Origin of the sequence: Amycolatopsis sp. NPDC026612 (assembly GCF_040638285.1) — a bacterium.
Classification (GTDB): Bacteria; Actinomycetota; Actinomycetes; order Mycobacteriales; family Pseudonocardiaceae; genus Amycolatopsis.
This window is the reverse complement of sequence record NZ_JBEZYB010000011.1, coordinates 39,121-57,904: the sequence shown is the minus strand read 5'-3', so window position 1 is coordinate 57,904 and position 18,784 is coordinate 39,121. Positions and strand designations below refer to the sequence as shown.

Sequence of the window (18,784 nt, the reverse complement as noted above, 5' to 3'; positions counted from 1 at the left end):
CCCCTCAGCCACCAGGGCATGAGGGGTCGCCGCGCCGGCCGGGCCGGACCCGGTCAGCGCGGCAGGCTAAGGAGCAGCCGAGCCGTGTTCACACTGTCATCGTAACTTGCTGGTCAAAGCCGTTCGGAGGGGACTGCCAGTGCGGCGAACTGGGTGACCTGGGTCGCCGAGAAGTTGTTGTCGCTGACGATGATCAAGCTGCGCTCGCCGTTCGGCAGCGCCGGACCCCACGTCATGCCCTCCAGGTTGTCTACAGTGGACAGACCGAGGTCGGCGGCGTCGAAGAGGAACCGCTTCTTCACCGGCCTGACGTGCTTCGCGTCGGCCAGCGACTTCACGTCCAGGACGTTCGTCGCGCCCTTCGTGTCGATCTCGTAGACGCGCACCTTGTTGCCGACACCCGTGCTGAACGAACGCTCCATCATGAGGAACTTCGTCGGGTCGGCCTGGTCGACGGCCAGCATCGAGGACACGCCCGTGGTCGCGAACGCCGTCGAGGGCACCGGCGCGGCGAACAGCGGCTCCTGCGGGTAGGCGTACTGCGCCAGGACCGGGCCGAACCGGGACTGCAGCGTGATCCGCGAGAGCGCGCCGGTGGTCGTGGTCGCCTCCGGGCCGTCCTGGAGCAGCGGGCCCTCGACCTCGCTGGCCAGCAGCGAGCCGAAGCCGGTGAAGGTGATGCCCTCGAGCACGAGGTTCTGCCGCGGCCCCGCCGTCGGCGTCATCTTCTCGTTCGCGGGGATCGGCAGGTCACGGACGTACCGGCCGTCGCGGCGGGCCTCGCGGATCGACGGGTCGATCAACGTCGTCGCCGTCCGCTCCCCCTCCTGCGACCAGTAGTAATCACCGCTCCAGGGGTCGACGCGCAGCTCTTCGGGGTCGATCGTCTGCTCGTTCTGCGGCTGCGCCGGGTCGTTCCGCGCGAGCGGCGGGTACGGCGTGCCGTCCGGGCGCAGCAGCGGCTGGGTCCCGGTGAGGGTGACCGGGCCGACGCCGTTCACCGACACCGGGAAGTTCGCCGTGTAGAAGCGGGCCGGGTTGATCGCCGACCGGTCGTCGCAGATCAGCGCGTAACCGCCGGTCCGGGGGTCGTAGTCGATGCTGGACAGGCCGCCGACCGTCGTGCCCTGGACCTGAAGGGCGTTCGGGACGATCTGCTCGCCGAGCAGCCGGATCGGCCGCTGGTGACTCTGGGTGGCCTCGGCCGGCGCCGCGGCGAGGGTTCCCCCGATCAGGGCAGCGGCCAGGAGGGTGGGCAGTACACGCGGTGACATGGCCTGTAGCACAGTCGATCAGGGTATCCGGCAGGTTGCCGCGAGGTCACGCTTATCCTTGACCTCGTGTTCGCTATCGCGCTGGTTCCGATCGTGCTGGGTCTGCTCGTCGGCTTTGGTGGGTTGCTCGGGTTCCGCGAGCGCTTGACGCGCGAGGGCGGCACCGGGGTGCGCACGCAGGCGGCGTTGCGCAGCGAAGAAGCCTTCAAGCTGGCCAACCGCGTCGCGGGCCTGCCGACCATGGCCGGAGGCGCGATCTCCGTGCTCGCCGGGCTGGCCGGGCTCGCCATGCCGACGACCGGCGGCCTGATCGCCGCCGCGTTCGCGGGCGTGCTCGCCATGCTGCTGCTGGTCATGGGCGGTGGTGTGCTCGGCAACCGGGCCGCGCTGAGCGTGCCCGCCCCGGCTCCCGCGGCCCCCGCCGGGTGCAGCGGCTGCGCGTGCGGCGCAGGCGGCTGCGGCGTCTTCAAGAGGGAAGACGCCTAGCCTTGCCCGGCTAGTTCCGCTGGAGGTCGCCCGGGTGGGTGGCCAGCAGCGCCAGCGGGATGCCCTGACGGCGCAGCACCTGGCTCCACAGGTCGCCGTCCGGTGAGGCCAGGATGTCGCTCGGCAGCGCCGGCACGATGACCCAGTCGTCGCGCTCGATCTCGCCGGCCAGCTGCCCCGAGTCCCAGCCCGCGTAGCCGGCGAACACGCGCACGCCGCGGACCTTCGGCACCAGCACCTCGGGATCGGTGTCCAGGTCGACCAGCGCGACCGGCCCGCGGACCGCGATCACGCCCGGCACGCTCGCCGCCGTTTCTCCGGTGCGCAGCGCGGCCAGGCACAACGCCGTCTTCTTCTCGACCGGCCCGCCGACGAACACCGCCTGCGGCTCGGCGACGTGCCCGCCCCAGCTGGGCAGGACGTCGTGCACGGCGACGTCGCTCGGCCGGTTCAGGACCACGCCGAGCGTGCCTTCCTCGCGATGGTCGATGACGAACACCACGGTCCGGCGGAAGTTGGGGTCGACCATCGTGGGGGCGGCGACCAGGAGCGTTCCCGGTTCAACCTCGGCATCCGCTGGCACGCGACCCATGATCCCACCCTTGGCCCGGCGAATTACTTCGGCTCGGGAACAATCGTCCCAGCAGCCTCGTTTGAAACAGTGGTCGGTGCACTCCGTGTCCCCCGGGCTCACTGAAGAACCGCCTTTGTGGAATACCGTCCGGCTGGAGCCACACTGCGCATAGCCGCCGAGAGGCGACCTCAGTGCGCCGACCACCTACTACTCTGGTTCCGTGACGATCAGCGCCCACACGGCGACAGTGCGAAAAGGGCCGCGGGCACTGCTCAAGGACCCGGCGTTCCGCCGTCTGCTCTTCACCCGCTTCGCCGCCAGCTGGGGTGACGGCGTCTTCCGCGCCGGGCTCGCCGGCGCCGTGCTGTTCAACCCCGAGCGCGCTGCCGACCCGCTGGCCATCGCCGGTGGGTTCGCCGCGCTGCTGCTGCCGTACTCGGTCGTGGGGCCGTTCGCCGGAGCCCTGCTGGACCGCTGGGACCGCCGTCGCGTCCTGATCTTCGCGAACCTCCTGCGCGGGCTGGCGATCGCCGCCGCGTCCACCGCCGTCGGGCTCGGGTTCGGCGGCCTCGGCCTGTTTTCGCTGGCCCTGACCGCGGAAGGGATCTCGCGCTTCATCGGCTCCGGACTCTCGGCGTCCCTTCCCCACGTCGTCGAAGAAGAGAGCGTCGTGACGGCGAACGCGTTCGCCACGACACTCGGCTCGGTCGTCGCGGTACTCGGCGGCGGCTGCGCGATCGGCCTGCGGGCGCTGTTCGGCAGCGGCGACATCGGCTCGGCCTACACCACGGCGTTCGCCGTCCTCGGCACCCTGGTTTCGGCGTTCATCGCGCGCGGTTTCACGCGCGGAGTGCTCGGGCCGTCGGTGGTCGACGAGCCGCCGAACCCCGTGCTGGCCGTCGCGCGCGGGCTGGCCGACGGCGCGAAGCACGCGTGGCGCGCGCCGAGCGTCACCGCCGGGTTCGTCGCGCTGTTCGCGCACCGGGCGTCGTTCGGGGTGTCGCTGCTGGTCACGGTGCTGTTGATGCGCAACTACTTCACCGACCACGGCGTCTTCCGCTCCGGACTGCCCGGGCTGGGGCAGATGGCCGCGCTCGCCGGGGCCGGGCTCCTGCTGGCCGGGCTGCTGACCGCGCGGATCATCCGCGTCTTCGGCCGGTTGCGCGCGGTGCTCGGCGCGTTGCTGCTGGCGGCGATCGCGCAGTCCGCGCTGGGCCTGCCGATGGTGCTGCCGCTGGCGCTGGTCGCGTCGTTCGTGATCACCGGGGCCGGGCAGGTGCTCAAGCTCTGCGTCGATTCGTCGATCCAGCTCGACGTCGCCGACGAAGCCCGCGGCCGGGTGTTCGCGCTGTACGACACGCTGTTCAACATCACGCAGGTGGCAGCGGTTTCCCTGGGCGCGCTGGTGGTGCCGGACGACGGCCGTTCGCCGGGCCTGCTCATCGCCGCGACGGTCTGCTACCTGGTCGGCGGAGCGGGTTACGTGGTCGCTCGGCGTCGCACGATTCGCTGAGGCAAACCCCCGAACCGGTCACGGTGACTGCTCCATTGGCATTAGGGTGACGGGCAAGTCATCAGAAGGTTCGAGGGAACACCGGGGGCACCTGTGACCACCGCGGGCGACGACCGTGCTCGGCTCGAAGCACGCAATGCCGCGATGAAGGACCAGATGGACACCCTCCTGGAGAACTTCGAGCGGCAGACCGCGCAGCTGCGCGACGCCCAGGCCGCGGCGGCGGAAACCACCGCTCAGGTGCAGTCGCCCGACGGGCTGGTGCGCGCCACCATCGACGCCGGCGGCGGCCTCGCGAACCTCGAATTCGCCTCGAACACCTTCGAGCGCACGACGCCCGCCCAGCTCGCGACGACGGTCCAGACGTTGGTGCGCCAGGGATCGTTGCAGGTCAAGCAGAAGATCGCCGCCCTGATGGCGCCGATCACCGAGGGCCTGCCCGACCTCGCCGACCTGGTCGAGGGCGCGCCGTCGCTGGCCGGGCTGGTGCCACCGATGCCCGAGTTCGCCGAGGACGCTCCGGCACCGCGTCCGGAGTCGTTCGAAGACACCGGTTCGATCCTGCGCAACGAGCAGGCGCCGCCGGCTCCCGCGCCGAAGCCGGCTCCCCAGCGCGTCCGCCCGCCGCGTGACGAGGACGAGGAGCCACCGTCGTCCTGGATGACGAGGGGCGACTGATGCCGGACGGGGGTTCCGGGTTCACCGCGGAGCCGGACGCGGTCCTGCGCGCGTCGAACGGCCTGGTGACGGCGGCCGACGGGCTCGACAACGCGGCGAAGGCGCTGCAAGCCGCCCTCGCGTCGCAGGGCGAGTGCTGGGGCGGCGACGACTCCGGCAAGGAGTTCGCCAAGGACTACGTGCCGGGTGCGCAGGGCGCCGTCGAGGGGTTCACCAACCTCGTGCAGGGGTTGCGGGGGATGCAGCAGAACGTCGCCAAGTCGATGAAGGCCCTTTCGGGCGCCGACGAAGACGTGACGTCCCAGCTCGGCAAGGGGCAATGACGCGTGGGGATGGAGATGCCCGACGCGGTCAAGTGGCTGCTGCCGATCGTCGTCGGGGAGAGCTGGCCCGAGGGCGACGAGACCAAGCTGCGCGCCCTGCGCGACGCGTGGCACACGGCGTCGTCGGCGATCGGCCCGGTGTCGGAGACGGGTGGCCAAGCGGCGTCCGGCATCCGCGACAACTGGACGGGTGACGGCGCCGACGCGTTCGCGGAACAGTGGAAGAAGTTCGTCGAAGGCGACGAGGCGTACTTCAAGCAGCTGGCCGACGCGACGAAGGCCCTCGGGGATTCGTGCGATCAGACGGCACTGGACGTCGAGTACACGAAGTACATGATCATCATCTCGCTGATCGTGCTGGCGGCCCAGATCGCGGCGATGATCGCGGCGGCGGCGGTGACGTTCGGCGGCTCGACGGCCGGGATCGCGCCCGCCCAGATCGCCACCCGGATGACCGTGCAGATGCTGTTCCGGCAGCTGCTCGAGAAGCTGGCTCAGCAGGGGTTCAAGCAGGTCGCCAAGGAGCTGCTGGAGAAACTGCTCAAGCAGGGCCTCAAGAAGATCGGCATGGAGGTCCTGAAGAACGAGGCCATCAACCTCGGCATGGACGTGGGCATCCAGGGCCTGCAGATGGCGAAGGGCGATCGGCAGAGCTGGGACTGGTCCAAGACGTCCGACGCGGCGATTTCGGGCGCGGTGGGCGGAGTCGTGGGCGCGGCTTCGGGATCCATCGGCCGCGGCGCCACCGAGGGGCTTTCGCACAGCGCCGGCGGCCAGATCGCGGACGCCGCGATGCGCGCGGGAACCCGAGGCGCGGTCGAGGGCGTGGCGCAGACGGTCGGGCAGGCGGCGGTGACCGGCGATCTGGGGTCGCTGACGCCGGAGCAGCTGCTGATGGGTGCGTCCAGCGGGGCGGTGGGGGGTGCGGTCGGGGGCGCGAAGGAGCAGCTGCACTCGGTTCACGAGACGAATATTCCGGGGGAGCCGGGAGGTTCGGGTTCTTCGCCGGAGCGGTCGTCGCGGGGGGAAGACGCGTCGGGTGGGGAGCGGCCGGAGACCCGGGAGGCGCCTTCCGAGGCCGAGTCGCGGGGGGAGGACGCACGCCGGGAGCCGTCCGCGGAACCTGAGTCGCGCGGCGAGGGAACCCGGCGTGAAGCGTCGTCCGAGCCTGAAGAGCCACGGCGCGAGGCGTCGTCTGGACCGGAGACGCGGGCGGCTGCCGAACCGGAGGTTCAGCGGGAACCGCAGCGTGCGGACAGCGCGCCTGAACATCGCGCGCCCGAGGCATCGCGGCTGGGTGCCGATCCGGTTCACCAAGCGGAACGGCAACCCGAGGCACACCGCGCGGTTGCCGAGCAGGCCCCGCCGGCGGCCGGACCGTCGCAGGGCGGCTACGGCATGGCTCCACCACCGGGCTCCGGCCCGGAACCAGGTCGGCCGAGCGTCGGACGCCCGCAGGAAAACGTCGGAGCGGCCGGCTTCACCGGCGGCCCGAGCCAGCCGTTCGCGGCGGACGGGGGTGCGGCGCCGTTCCAGAACGGTCCGTCTCCGCAGCAGGTGCCCCCCGCGGGTGGGTTCACCCCGCCCCCGCCGGGTGGGATGCCGAACGCCGGCGGCCCGGGAAGCGCGGGTGGTCCCGGCCCTCGCTCGGGTGGGCCGACACCGCCGCCGATGGCACCGCGTGGTGGGCAGCCCACGCACGAACAGCCGCGACGGGTCCCACCGCAGGATCCCCGCCGGTTGTTGCAGGGTGGGCAGCCGCCCATGTCGCGTGGAGGCCAGCCGACGGCCCGGGCAACCGGCCGGCCGCCCCAGCCCGTCCAGCCCGGCGGGCAGCTTCACCAGGGCGGACAGCCGCCGGCCCAGCCGGGCTCGCAACCGCGCCACGGCGGGCCGCCCGCTCAGCCCGGACACCCACCGGTTCAGCCCGGCGGGCCGCCATATCAAGGCGGACCGCCGCACCAGAACGGGCAGCAATCCGTCCAGCCGGGAGGACAGCCGCCGCAGGGTGCGCGGCCACATCCAGGCAGGCAGGCATCGCCGGGTGGGCCACTGCCTCAGGGCGGGCAGCCGACGCAGGGTGGGCCGCCGCCGCAGCACGGTGGGCAGCCGCAGCACGGTGGGCCGCCGCCGCAGTGGGGGCCGCGGGTGGCCGGTCAGCCGCACTTCGGGCCGCCGGTACAGGGTGGGTTGCCGCCGCACGATCCGCGGGCGGTGCCGCCGGCGCGTCCGCCGGTGCCTCCTCACGGGGGGCCGCGGCCGCCGATGGCTGGGGGGCAGCGTCCTGCCGGGTATCCGAACCAGCCGCGGGGGCCGCAGGGACCCGGGCCCCATCCGGGTGGGCGGCCGCCCGTGCCGCCGCAGGATCCGCGGTTGGGGCCGTCGCGGCCGGCGGGAGCGCCTCAGGTTCCGCCGCCACGGTTCGGTCCGCCGCAAGAACACCTTCCGCGCGGTCCTGTCGAGCAGCCGCGGCCGACGGATCCGCGGATGCCCCACGAGCGGCCGTTCGAGCAACCGGTCGTGCAAGAGCGGCCGATGCCCGCAGCCGAATCGGGATCCGCTCCGGCAGAGCCCGCCGCCGAACCGGTGGCGCGCGAGCAGGCGGTGCGGGAGCAGCCGGCCAAGCACACGCCGGAGGCGGCCGACGCCCAAAGCCCCGTCCAGCACGAACAACCCGCCGGACACGGGACCGACGAGCCCTACCTCGCCGACCCGGGATTCCGCACCGAGGATCCCGCCGGGGTCCGGCGGATCGAGGACACCTTCCTGGACTCCGGGCGGCACAGCCCGGAGTCCGGCGAGTGGCGGCACGAACAGGTCCGGCGCGAAGCCCTCGCCAAGCGCGACGAATTCCACCCCGGTGTCTCCGATGCCGGCGCATTCGCCGTGCACGCCTACACCCGGTACGAAATGGTCGGTCCGCTCAACCACGCGCTGCGGACGGGCGGTCCCGAACTCCTCGACCTGGCTCCGCAAGCGGGCGCGCTCGTCTCCGGGCTGAACGAACTCCCGCCGCACGCCGGGACCGTTTCGCGGCGGATCGACTTCCACGGGGATCCCGCGCGGCTCCAGGCTTTCCTCGGGCGCTTCCACGGGGGTGCCCACATCACCGAACCGTCGTTCCTCAGCTCGTCGAAGGTCGACGCGGAGCATCCGCGCAGCAGCTTTCCCGGCGAGGTCGAGATGCGGATCCAGGCCAAGACCGGCCGGGACGTCGAAGCCCTGGCCAGCATCGGGCACGAGCGCGAAGTCCTCTTCAAAGCCGGGACGCAGTTCGAGATCACCGGCATCGAGAAGGGCCCCGGGCACCCGGACAACCCGAACCGGCGGCCCGGCGAGCCGCAGTGGGTCGTGCACGCCGAAGAGATCGCTCCCGGCGATCCGCGGCACCTCGGCGAGGCCGAGGCCCGGAACGCCGTCGAGCAGCGCCGGGCGGATGAGCGCGCCGACGAGGAACGCTTCCAGCGGGAAGCCGATGCCGAACTCGAGCAGTTCTACGCCGAGCACCCGCACCTGAAGCCGACCGGCGAGATGTTCAAGCTGACCGCCTTCGACGACCCGGGTGCGCCGCCCGCGCCCGTGCGGCGGCCGCCGGCCACGGGCGAGCCCGAAGGTGGCTGGGCTCAGCTCGCCGAGCCACTCCGCCCGGGCGGCGCGCCCGTGCTGCACGCCGGGTCCGTCGAGACGCCGCAGCAGCACGCTCGTCTCGTCCGCGACGCCGTTCCCGAGCTCGGCGCGGTCAACACCCGCAACCACTACAGCGCGGACGCGCTCGAAACCGGCTTCCGGACCAACGCCGCCGAGTCGATGGTTGCCTTCGAACGGCGGATGACCGGCGAGGACGTCGTCGCCGGGCCGGCCCGGCAGCAGAGCCTCGCGCACGTCGGCGACCAGCTCGGCGGGCGGTGGAGCAGCCGGGAGAGCTTCGACGGCGTCGCGCAGGAGCTGGGCGAACGCCCCGTCGGCGCGCGGACGGCCGTCGCGTTCGAGCATGTCACCGGGGAGCCGCCCCACGTCGAGTCGCGGCTGGTCGCCGCCGTGCACACCGAGCACGGGATCGTGTTCGCCGATCCGGTCACCGGACGGCTCGCCGAGCTGCCGCACGACGCCACCGGCATCCACGCCATGCCGCTCGGCGGCGGGGAAGTACCGCACCAAGCCATCGCCGACCGGCTCAACCCGGCGCCCGAGCGGGTGCCGCACGACGAGGGCTACCTCTTCGACGGTGACCACCGCGGCACGCCGGCCGACCACGAAAGCATCCGCCGCGCGGTCGGCGACGAGGGCATCTACCAGCAGATCCACGACCGCGCGCTGGCCCGCCGGGACGCCGCGGGCCTGCCCCTCACCGACGAGGGCGCCGTCGCGGTCCACGGCTACACGCGCGGTGAGTACGCCTACGACGTCAACGAGGCCCTGCGCCGCGGCCCCGGGCACCCCGGGTTCGACCTCGCGCAGGCGAACACCCGCGCCATCACCGACGGCCTCAACCAGGTCCCCCGCGAGTCCGGGGAGACCGTCCGCGGCATCGACGCCGGCGGCGATCCGCGGCTGGCCGAGCTCGTCGCCGGGCCGTACGAGCCGGGCGCGGTGGTCGTCGAACCCGCGTTCTCCAGCGCGTCGATCAAAACCGGCGAGTTCGCGACGTCCAAGTTCGGCGACGACGTCGAGCTGCACGTCCGGTCGGACAACCTCCGCGACATCTCGAAGCTCGCCGAGAACCCCTCCGAGCGCGAGTCGCTCTCGCCGCCCGGCACGCAGCTGCTGGTGCACGAGCGACGGCTCGAAGTCACACCCGAGGGCCGCCGCAAGTGGATCATCGAGGCCGAGGAGATCGGGCCCGGCCACCCGCGCTACCTCGACCCCGAGGCCGCGCAGCACAAGATGGCCGAGCGGCGGGCCGAAAACGACCACAACGCGGCCGAGTTCGAACGGCGCAAGCAGGCCGCGCTGATGGAACGCCTCGGCGGCTTCGGCGAGCCGGAGCACGTCGCCTCGCCGCCCGAGCACCCCTCGGTCAGCGACGCCCTCGACGGCTCGGAACCCCCCGTGGTCCCGCAGCCGCAGCCGGACTACGGGCACTTGGCGCGGGCAACGAACCCGCCGTTCGAACCGGCCATCCACGCCGGCTCGGCGACACCGGCGGAGCGCGCGGCCTACGTCCAGGACCGGCACCCGCACCTGCGCGACGTCAACCCGGGCTTCCACCAGCCGGGTGCGCTGGAGAACGGGTATATGGCCAACTGCACCCGCGGACCCGAGGCGTACGTGGACCGCCTGCGTGGCGGCGCCATGACGGCGGAACCGATCCTGTTCCACGAGATGGGCACCCGCGGCACGCTGGAGCACATCGAGGGCCGCTTCGGCGAGACGTTCTCCGAGCGTGGCAGCTACGACGACGTCATCCGCGAGATGCGCGACAAGCCGCTCGACCACCACGCCGTGGTCGCGGTGAAGTACGAGGGCCCGAACGGGGTCGTGTACGGGCACGTCGCGATGGTCGTGCACACCCGCGACGGCGTCGCGTTCATCGACCCGCAGTCCGGCGACCTCATGCACCTGCCGCAGCCGCCGAAGGGCATCAAGCTGATGCACGTCGGCACGCCGGACGAGGTGCACCTCCAGACCGGGCACACCTCGGACGAGACGCACGGTGGGTACGGGTCCGCGGAGCCGGCGAGCGCCCACGCGGCCGCGGAACGCTTCCTGGGCCGGGAAGACCTGCAGGCCGCGCTGGCGCACCCGGATCTGGCGAACGCGCGTGTCGAGGCCAAGGACGAGTTCGGCCGCGCCCACGACCTCGGCCCGCTCAAGGACTACCTCGAAGCGCAGCTGCCGAGCCGGCCGGAGCTGGTCCGGCTGCTGAACGACGAGGCCAACGCGTACATCGCCGGCTCGCTGGCGAAGCGTCCCCTCGCGCTGGGCAACCTGCTCGCGCACGACGAAGCCGTGCGGATCTTCGAAGACTCCCTCCAGGACGTCCAGGAGCAGCGGGAGCGCGGCACGCTCCCGGAGGAGATCCCGGCGGAACCCCAGCACATCGAGCTGGGCGAAACCGAGCGGCGGGTGTCCGAGGAAGCGACCGCGGACAACGCCCGGTACGAGGACGCCGACCGTCGTCAGCCGCCCTACCCGCGGGAGCACCTCGGCAACGCGACGGAGTTCAAGAGGTACCTGGACGACGTGTACGCCCGGGCCGAGGTCGCGATGGAGAAGCTGCGCGAGGTCGTGCCGGACATCGCCGCCGACACCGAGGGCGAAGCCGACCTGCGCAAGACTCTCAAGGGCCGCGGCCGCGCCGAGGACAAGATCGAGTCGAACTACGGCGGTGACCCGTCCCGGCTGACCGACATCGCCGGCGGCATCGTCCGCTTCGAGAAGATCGAGATGCTGTACGCCGCGCTGGAAAAGATCCGGGCGCGCGACGACATCGAGATCGTCGAGTTCGAGGACCGGTTCGTGAAGCCGCAGCCCGCCGGGTACAGCGATCTGCAGATGAAGGTCCGGATCGAGGGCCACGTCGCCGAGTTCCGGCTGCACCTCAAGGCGGTCGACGCCGTCTCGGCCTACGACCACGCGCTCTACGAGGTGCGCCGGGACATCAAGGCCCGGGCCGTCGACGAAGGCCCGGGGCCCGATCCGGAGACCGGGAAGAAGCGGCCGCGGCCGTACACCCCGGAGGAACAGGCTCTGCTCGACGCCCTGTTGAAGCGGGAGCGGGAAAAGTTCTGGGAAGCGCTGAACAAGAGGCCGGAGCAATGACGATCGAGACGCCGGCGTACTTCCGCCACCACGACAGCCCGTACCGGCTCGACACCACGGCCGGCGGCGGACTGGCCGGGTCCATCCTGAACTGGAAGACCGGGCGGTTCGTCGAGGACAACGACAAGATCGACGACGTCCTCTTCGCGCGGGCCGGTGACATCGGGACGCTCACCGAGCAGCAGTTCGTCATCCGGACCGAGGACCTCCGGCGGGAGTACCTCCGCGGCGGGGGCCCGATCTTCGCCCTCTACGACACGATCAGCGCCATGCACTCGGTGGCCAGGGAGGAAGGGCGGCCGCTCAGCCGGGAGGAGGCGGCGCTCAAGGTTTCGCTGTACCGCCGCACGTTCAAGATGTGGGAGGACGAGTTCGCCCGCCTCGACGCCGGGCAGCCGCCGACCTTCGGCTACACCTCGACGTTGGCGCAATGATTCACGTGGAACATCGGCTTTCCCCCGAAGAGCAGCGCACCCTCTTGGTGCGGCTGGGAAAGCTCGTGCGCGAGCACCGGACCGACGCCGCCGCGCCCGCCGTCGTCGACTTCCGGCAGATGGGGAAGCACACCGAGAGCGCGGGGCACAACACGGCGACGCCGGACGAGCTGACCGACCTGTTCACCGAGCTGCGGGCCGGCATGTACGCCGAGGACCGCGGCACCTGGCTGCAGGCGCGGTTCACGCTCGACCCCGACGGCACCTTCGACTTCGACTTCGCGCTCGACGACGATCCGGTGTGGACGGCGGCACCGGAGCCGGCCGCCTACCCGGAGGAGCTCGCCACCTTCCCGCGCGCCGACGAGCACATCCCGGACTGGTGGCGGCTGCGTGCCCAGCTCCCGCTGGGCGTGGTGTTCCGGCACGCCGAGGTCGGCGGCCCGGACGTCGAGCGGCCGCCGCTGACCGACACCGAGGTGCCGCTCGTGCTGCAGTACCTCGAGCGGGAAGCCGTCGTGCACGGAGAGGACGACGAACGCTTCCACACGGACGGCACCTGGATCTGGCCGGCCGCGGTGCCGGACCTCCTGGCGGAGTACGGCGTGCCGCCGGAGCCGGACCTGGTCGCGCACATCCGCCGCCACCACTTCCAGCCGCCGTACGTCGAGCCGCTGGTCCGCCGGACCGCCGAGGCCGACCTGCGGGGCACCCCGCGGCCGAAGCCCGGCCGGGCCGACGTGAAGAAGACCGCCGGAGACGTCCTCGCCGAGCTCGAGACAACGCCGGATCCGCGGCTCGCCGACGACGAGCTGCTGATCGTGCTGGTGCAGCGGCTCGGCGAACACGGGGTGTGGCCGGAGGCGTATCGGGTCGGTGCGCGCGCGGATGGCGCGTGGTGCCTCAACTTCACCGCCGACGGCTGGGAAGTCGCCGCCTACGCCGGCGGAAAACCCCGTGAGCCGAAGCACTTCGCCCGGCTCGAGGACGCCGCGCAGCAGCTGCTCGGCGCGTTGCTGCTGCACCCCGCCCGGATGACCGCCGGGCACGAAACCCCGTTGGAAACCGCGAAAGAGCTCGACGACTGGCCGGTGCACCCGGCGCCGGGTGAGCCTCCCCTCACCCTGCTCCGCAACAAGCGCATCACCAGGCTGGTGGCAGGTACGGTCGTGCTGCGCTTCGGCGAGGAACCCGGCAATCTCGTTCACCACGGCGAGGTACGGTTCGCCACGACGTCGCTGCCGCTCGAACGGGAGCGGGTGCGGCGGAGCTACCGGCTGAGACGCCCTCTGCACGTGATCACCGGCATCACGGTTCCGTGGGCGAACCTGCCGGGTGGCGCGGCGGCCTTCGTGCTGCCGAAGACGATCGCCGAGCACGAGTCCGACGGAAGCCTGGAGAGGATCGAGTAGGTGGAAGCGGCGGAAGCGATTGCCAAGGTCGGCCAGTGGCTGCGCGCGGTGCACGGCCCGGACGTCTCCGGCCCCGCCGGGCTCCGGGTGGACACCGAGAGGGTGCTGCGCATCCCCGAGGGCTGGTCGGTGCCCTACAACACCATCGCGTTCCTCGACGAGGGCCGGCCGGAAAAGGAGATCTTCCCGCCTCCGTCGGTCGTCGTCCGCGAGCCGGACGGCGAGCTGCGCCAGGCGCACCCGCACCCGGGCGGGCTGTCGGTGCCGGTGGCGTTCCCCGGCCAGGAGAACTGGCGCGAGGTCGTCGACCCCGAGTACGTCAAGGCCGGGCTCGGCGAGCTGGGCGTGCCGCTGCAGGCCGTCGCGGGCTGGGTGAAGGTCGACGCCGAGGGCAACCAGACCGGTGAAGAGCGGGAGAACCCCGAGTACAAGGCCGGCCCGATCCGGCGCGGCTACCCGAAGCCGGAGAACGCGCTCGAGACGCTGCTGTCGTTCGCCAGTGTCGGCTGGCTGACCCGCGAACTGCTGCTCATCGGGCTGATCCGCTGCGAGGTGTTCATCCCGCTCGACCTGGAAACCGGCAAGACCGACCGGTTCTACTTCGCCGAGGAACGCAACGAGCTCAAGGTGTTCAGCTCCACCCGGCACCTGCCCTCGCGCGAGCACGGCTGGTGGAAGGTCGACGTCGCGACGCTGGCCGAGTTCGAGCACCCGCCGAACCTGGTGATCAACGGCGGCCCGACGACCATCGAGGACGTCTCCAGCGGCGAGCTCGCCCAGATCGTCAAGCGGTTCCCGCGGCACGAGCCGCGTATCGACGTGCACGGCCGCTGCCCGGAGGCGGAGGAGGACCTGATCCGGGTCGCCACCGAGACCGCGGCCCGGATGGGCCTGCCGGATCCGGTGCAGCCGCCGCTCCTGGCGGCCGAGAAGGCCCGGCGGCGGGGCTTCGAGCTGACGGCCGAGGAATGCGCGAAGACCGTGCTCGGCGAGTCCTGGCTGAAGCGGCTGAGCATGCCCGAGCCGCCCCGCGCCAAGCCCAACGACCTGCGCTCCAACGGCCTGGCCCCGGCGTACGACAACGCCGGCCGCACCCAGCCACGGCTCGACACGTTCGGCAAGTACTTCGAGCGGGACCTCGACGGCTTCCGCTACGGCTGGCAGCGCGTCACGGGCGCGTACGTCGGCTTCGCGCTCGGTGAGGCGCTCGGCGCGGCCGTCGACCGGATGCCGCTGCACGACATCCACGCGAAGTACGGCATCGAAGGCATCGCCGACCTGATCCCTGCGTTCGACCAGCCCGGCCGGATCGGCTCGCTCACGCAGCGGCTGCTGTTCTACACCGAGGCCGTGATCCGCAGCCCGCACCGCGAGCAGCCGGAATCCCGCGAAGCCGAGCAGCTCTTCCCCGACGTCGTCCGCGGGGCGCTCCAGCGCTGGCTGCGCACCCAGGGCGCGCCGATGGACGCCCTGGACGGCTGGCTCGTGCAGGTCCCGGACCTGCACGCCCGGCGCGACGTCGACGACGCCGAGCTCAACGCCTACCACCAGCTCGCGACCGGTGCCGACGGCGCGCAGCCGATGACCGGCCCGGCCGCGCTGATCCCCGCGCTGCCCGCCGCGCTGACCATGGGCGGACCCGGCAGCGGGCTCAGCGGCGGCGCGCGGCAGGCAGTGCGCGAACTGGCCGGCGTCACGCACCCGGACGAGACCGATCTGGCCGCCGCGACCTACCTGACCTGGCTGTTCGAGCACGCGCTGACCAAGGACGCGTTCAGCTTCCCGATCTGGAACACCAGCCGCGAGGTGCTCAACCCGGACAACCAGTTCCAGCAGGGCCCGGAGTGGACGGCCATCGCCGAGACCGTCGCGGCGTCGGTGCCGTTCTTCGGCGAGCACGGGCTGCCCGACCTGCGGATGCCCGAGCTGATCGGCGACGGCAAGACGACGCTGTCGGTGCTCGGACGCGCTTTCGCCGCGTTGTCGGGCTTCGAAAACTACCCGGAGCAGGCGCTGCTTCGCGCCGTCAACCACTCCGGCCGCAGCGCGCTCACCGGGGCGATCGCCGGTGCCCTGCTCGGCGCGCGCACCGGGATCCCCGGGCTGCCGCAGAAGTGGGTCGACCAGCTGGAGCTGCGGTACCTGGTCGAAAACGTCGCTTCGGACGCCTTCTGGCACTTCGACCGGCACTCGGCGCTGAGCGCGCTCGGCGACGCGTGGATCGAGCGGTACCCGCGGCATTAGCGCGAGGATGGGGAGAATGGACGAACAGGACGCCGTCGCTCGCGTGCGGGAGTGGTTGCGCACGCGTCCCGGCGGTGACCGGCTGCGGATCCGGCCGCAGTACACCGCGCGCCGCCCGGACGGCTGGAGCTTCACGGTCAACGCGGCCGGTTACCTGGACGGCACCGACATCGGCGCGGGACTGTTCCCCAGCCCGGTGGTGTTCGTGCCGGACGACGGCGGCGAGGTCACGCTCGACCGGGCGGCGATGGCGAGCACACCCGCCGAACCGGGGTGGCGACCGGACGTCGACCCCGAGTTCGACGAAAAGGCGTTCCCCGAGCTGGACCTCCCGGTCCGGGCGATCCGGGGCTGGACCCGCTCGAACGGGGAGCACCGGGTCAACGAGCAGTACATCCCCGGCCCGGTCTGGCGCGGCTTCCCGGTGCCCACGACCGACGCCGAGAAGCTGCTGAACTACCTGGCCGTGAACTGGATCAGCCGCGCCGAGTTCGTCCGTGCCCTGCTGGACTGCGAGGTGTTCGTTCCGCTGCCGGACGGCGAGCCGCTGCTGCGGCCGGTCCCCGGCACGGGCGGCCGCGAAGTCATCGCCTACAGCTCGTCGGCGAAGGTACCCGGGCGGTACCCGCGCCGGTGGCGGGTGCCGGTCCGGGACCTGCCGCCGTCGTCCGGGCTGACGCTCGACCCCGGCACCGGGCTGGTCCGCAGCCTCACCGCCGCCGAACTGGGCACGACCGGGGAGCGCCGGCTCATCGTGGAGGAGCTCGCGCCGGAAGCGGGGCCCGAAGTCGCCGCGGCGCTGCCCGCGCTGGCCACGGAGTCCGGCGTCGAGCCACCCGGTCTGCTGGAACGGCACCTGCGGTACGCCGTGGACCACGCCCGCGACCAGCACTTCGAGCTGACGCCCGAGGAGTGCGTCCGGTACCTGCGCGGGTTCGCCCGGCAGTACCGCAACGGCGTTCGCCGCCGAGCCGGCCAGGAGCCGGAATGGCCCGCCGACCTGGGCGCGAACGGCCTGATCGCGCACGTGGACGAAGACGCCCGCCCCCGGCCGGTGCCGTGGACGTTCGGGAAGTTCTCCCCCTCCGGGACACCGGCCGACCGCTTCGCGTGGCACCGGATCGTCGGCGCGTACGTCGGCTTCGCGATCGGTGACGCCCTGGGCGGCGGCGCGGACCCGGCGAGCCCACTGCCCCTGGGCGGCCTGACGCGGCACCTGCTGTTCCACACCGACGCGCTGCTGCGCGGCCTGCCGCCGGTGCCGACCGGCGAGGTCCCGGCGACGCTGCCCGGACCGGACCCGGCCGGCTGGCTCGCCGTCGCGACCCGGCACGCCGGTCCGGCGCCCGCCGAGTTCTCCGCGCTGCTGGCCACGGCGCTGGCCGCGGCCCCGGCCGGGGCGGTGGCCCTGGCGGACGTCGACGGTGAGCGGTACGCGAAGGACGTCGCCCGCGAGCTGACCGGCAGCGCGGCCGGCGCCGAGGTCACCGAAGGCGTCGAGCTGCTGGTTTCCCTGTTCCAGGCCCTGCTGACGCGGGAGACGTTCGCGCTGCCGGTGCACGTCCGCCTGCACGAGGTGGGTGGTGACCTGGCGGCGTCGACGCTGGCGCTGCGCGAGGACCGCGACGCCGACGACGTCACGCAGCTGGAGTCCATCGGCGACGGCCGGAGCGTCCGGTCGGTGCTCGGCCGCGCGCTGTTCGCCGCGGCCAAGCGCGGCTACGACCCCGAAGCCGCGATCACCCTCGCCGCGCGATCCGGCCCGGTCGCGGGGGCGATCGCCGGCGCGCTGGTCGGCGCCCGGGTCGGGGTGCCCGGCCTGCCCCTGTCCACCGCGCTGGCCGACCTCGGCCTGCTCGACGACGTCGCGAGTGACGTCTTCTGGTACTTCAACCGCAACGGCCTCCGGACGGAGACCGCCGAGCACGCACGCTGGGAGCGCCGGTACCCGAGCGGCCGGTTCACCCCGAAACCGAAAGGACCGGACTTGCGAGCGCGACTGCGGGGGAGCCTGCTGGCCGGGGCGATCGGCGACGCACTGGGCGCCAAGACGGAGTTCGACTCGATCGACCGGATCCGCGAAATCGCCGGACCGGACGGCATCACCGACTTCATCCCCGCGTACGGCGGCATCGGGCGGATCACCGACGACACGCAGATGACGCTCTTCACGCTCGAAGCGCTGATCCGGGCGCACGCGCAGCGGCGGAAGACCGGAGCCGCCGACGTCGTCCACTCGCTGCAGCTGGCCTACCAGCGCTGGCTGCACACCCAGGGCGTCCCGTGGGACCGGGCCCGGGGCCCGCAGTCGGCGGTCGAGGAGGCCGACGGCTGGCTGATCACGCACCGGGAGCTGTTCAGCCGGCGCGCACCGGGGCTGACCTGCTTCGGCGAGCTGGAGGCGTACGGCCGCTCGGGCGTGCGGGGGACCATCGAGCGGCCGGTGAACAACTCGAAGGGCTGCGGCGGCGTGATGCGCGCGGCGCCGATCGCGCTGTGGTCGGACGACCTCGCCGAGGTGTTCCGGCTCGGGGCCGAGAGCGCGGCGCTGACCCACGGTCACCCGAGCGGGTATCTCTCGTCCGGGTGCTTCGCGGTGATCGTGCACGAGCTGCTGCACGGAAAGCCGCTGCTCGACGCGGTCGCGACCGCGCGGGCCGAACTCGTGAAGCACGCGGGGCACGAAGAGCAGAGCGCGGCCCTCGACGCGGCTTTGGCGATGGAGGGACCGCCGACGCCGGAGAAGCTGGAGCGGCTCGGACAGGGCAACGTCGGCGAGACGGCGTTGTCGATGTCGGTGTACGTCGCGCTGACCACCACGGACGCCGACTCGGCGTTGCTGGCGGCGGTCAACCACAGCGGCGACAGCGACTCGACCGGTTCGGTCTGCGGCAACCTCGTCGGCGCGATGTACGGCGAGGATGCCCTGCGGGAAAGCTGGCTGGACCAGCTGGAACTCCGCGACGTCATCGTCGGCCTCGCGGACGACGCGCTCATCGAGTTCGGCCCGGATGCGCCGGGCGACGACCGGTGGTTCGCTCGGTACCCGGTCGACTAGGTTCTTGGGGCTACTGGGGACGGGGA

Annotated in this window: 11 protein-coding genes; 9 read left to right on the top strand and 2 right to left on the bottom strand. The window is 72.4% G+C overall.

The features are described from left to right. Positions 1-113: 113 nt before the first annotated feature. Entirely contained in the window at positions 114-1,274 is a 1,161-nt protein-coding gene (locus AB0F15_RS14020; protein ID WP_360269837.1) for an esterase-like activity of phytase family protein, read from the bottom strand. Between the two features lie 66 nt (positions 1,275-1,340). Between AB0F15_RS14020 and AB0F15_RS14015 the strand changes: the two genes are divergently transcribed. Then, positions 1,341-1,760, top strand: a complete 420-nt coding sequence (locus AB0F15_RS14015) for an SdpI family protein (RefSeq protein WP_360269835.1) — start codon at positions 1,341-1,343, stop codon at positions 1,758-1,760. Positions 1,761-1,770: 10 nt separating this feature from the next. Here AB0F15_RS14015 and AB0F15_RS14010 read toward each other — a convergent pair whose 3' ends face one another. After that, the gene (locus tag AB0F15_RS14010) at positions 1,771-2,352 is read right to left on the bottom strand and encodes a YqgE/AlgH family protein (RefSeq protein ID WP_360269834.1); all 582 of its coding nucleotides are present in this window, start codon (positions 2,350-2,352) and stop codon (positions 1,771-1,773) included. Between the two features lie 202 nt (positions 2,353-2,554). Here AB0F15_RS14010 and AB0F15_RS14005 point away from each other — a divergent pair, with 202 nt between their 5' ends. From AB0F15_RS14005 to AB0F15_RS13970, 8 genes are all read left to right on the top strand, one after another. Beyond that, positions 2,555-3,847 (top strand): MFS transporter, encoded by a 1,293-nt coding sequence (locus tag AB0F15_RS14005; RefSeq protein ID WP_360269832.1) that lies wholly within the window; start codon positions 2,555-2,557, stop codon positions 3,845-3,847. Between the two features lie 144 nt (positions 3,848-3,991). Then, positions 3,992-4,525 (top strand): YbaB/EbfC family nucleoid-associated protein, encoded by a 534-nt coding sequence (locus AB0F15_RS14000; RefSeq protein ID WP_360269830.1) that lies wholly within the window; start codon positions 3,992-3,994, stop codon positions 4,523-4,525. Then, positions 4,525-4,848 (top strand): WXG100 family type VII secretion target, encoded by a 324-nt coding sequence (locus tag AB0F15_RS13995; RefSeq protein WP_360269829.1) that lies wholly within the window; start codon positions 4,525-4,527, stop codon positions 4,846-4,848. The genes AB0F15_RS14000 and AB0F15_RS13995 overlap by 1 nt, the downstream gene beginning before the upstream one ends. A 9-nt stretch (positions 4,849-4,857) precedes the next feature. Then, positions 4,858-11,610 (top strand): toxin glutamine deamidase domain-containing protein, encoded by a 6,753-nt coding sequence (locus tag AB0F15_RS13990; protein WP_360269827.1) that lies wholly within the window; start codon positions 4,858-4,860, stop codon positions 11,608-11,610. Continuing rightward, entirely contained in the window at positions 11,607-12,044 is a 438-nt protein-coding gene (locus AB0F15_RS13985) for a hypothetical protein (RefSeq protein ID WP_360269825.1), read from the top strand. The genes AB0F15_RS13990 and AB0F15_RS13985 overlap by 4 nt, the downstream gene beginning before the upstream one ends. After that, a complete protein-coding gene (locus tag AB0F15_RS13980; RefSeq protein WP_360269823.1) occupies positions 12,041-13,456 on the top strand; it encodes a TNT domain-containing protein in 1,416 nt (471 codons plus the stop codon). The genes AB0F15_RS13985 and AB0F15_RS13980 overlap by 4 nt, the downstream gene beginning before the upstream one ends. Then, on the top strand, positions 13,457-15,700 hold the full coding sequence (locus AB0F15_RS13975) for an ADP-ribosylglycohydrolase family protein (protein WP_360269822.1): 2,244 nt from the start codon (positions 13,457-13,459) through the stop codon (positions 15,698-15,700). A 16-nt stretch (positions 15,701-15,716) separates the two neighbouring features. Then, on the top strand, positions 15,717-18,758 hold the full coding sequence (locus AB0F15_RS13970) for an ADP-ribosylglycohydrolase family protein (RefSeq protein WP_360269820.1): 3,042 nt from the start codon (positions 15,717-15,719) through the stop codon (positions 18,756-18,758). The last annotated feature ends 26 nt before the right edge of the window (positions 18,759-18,784 follow it).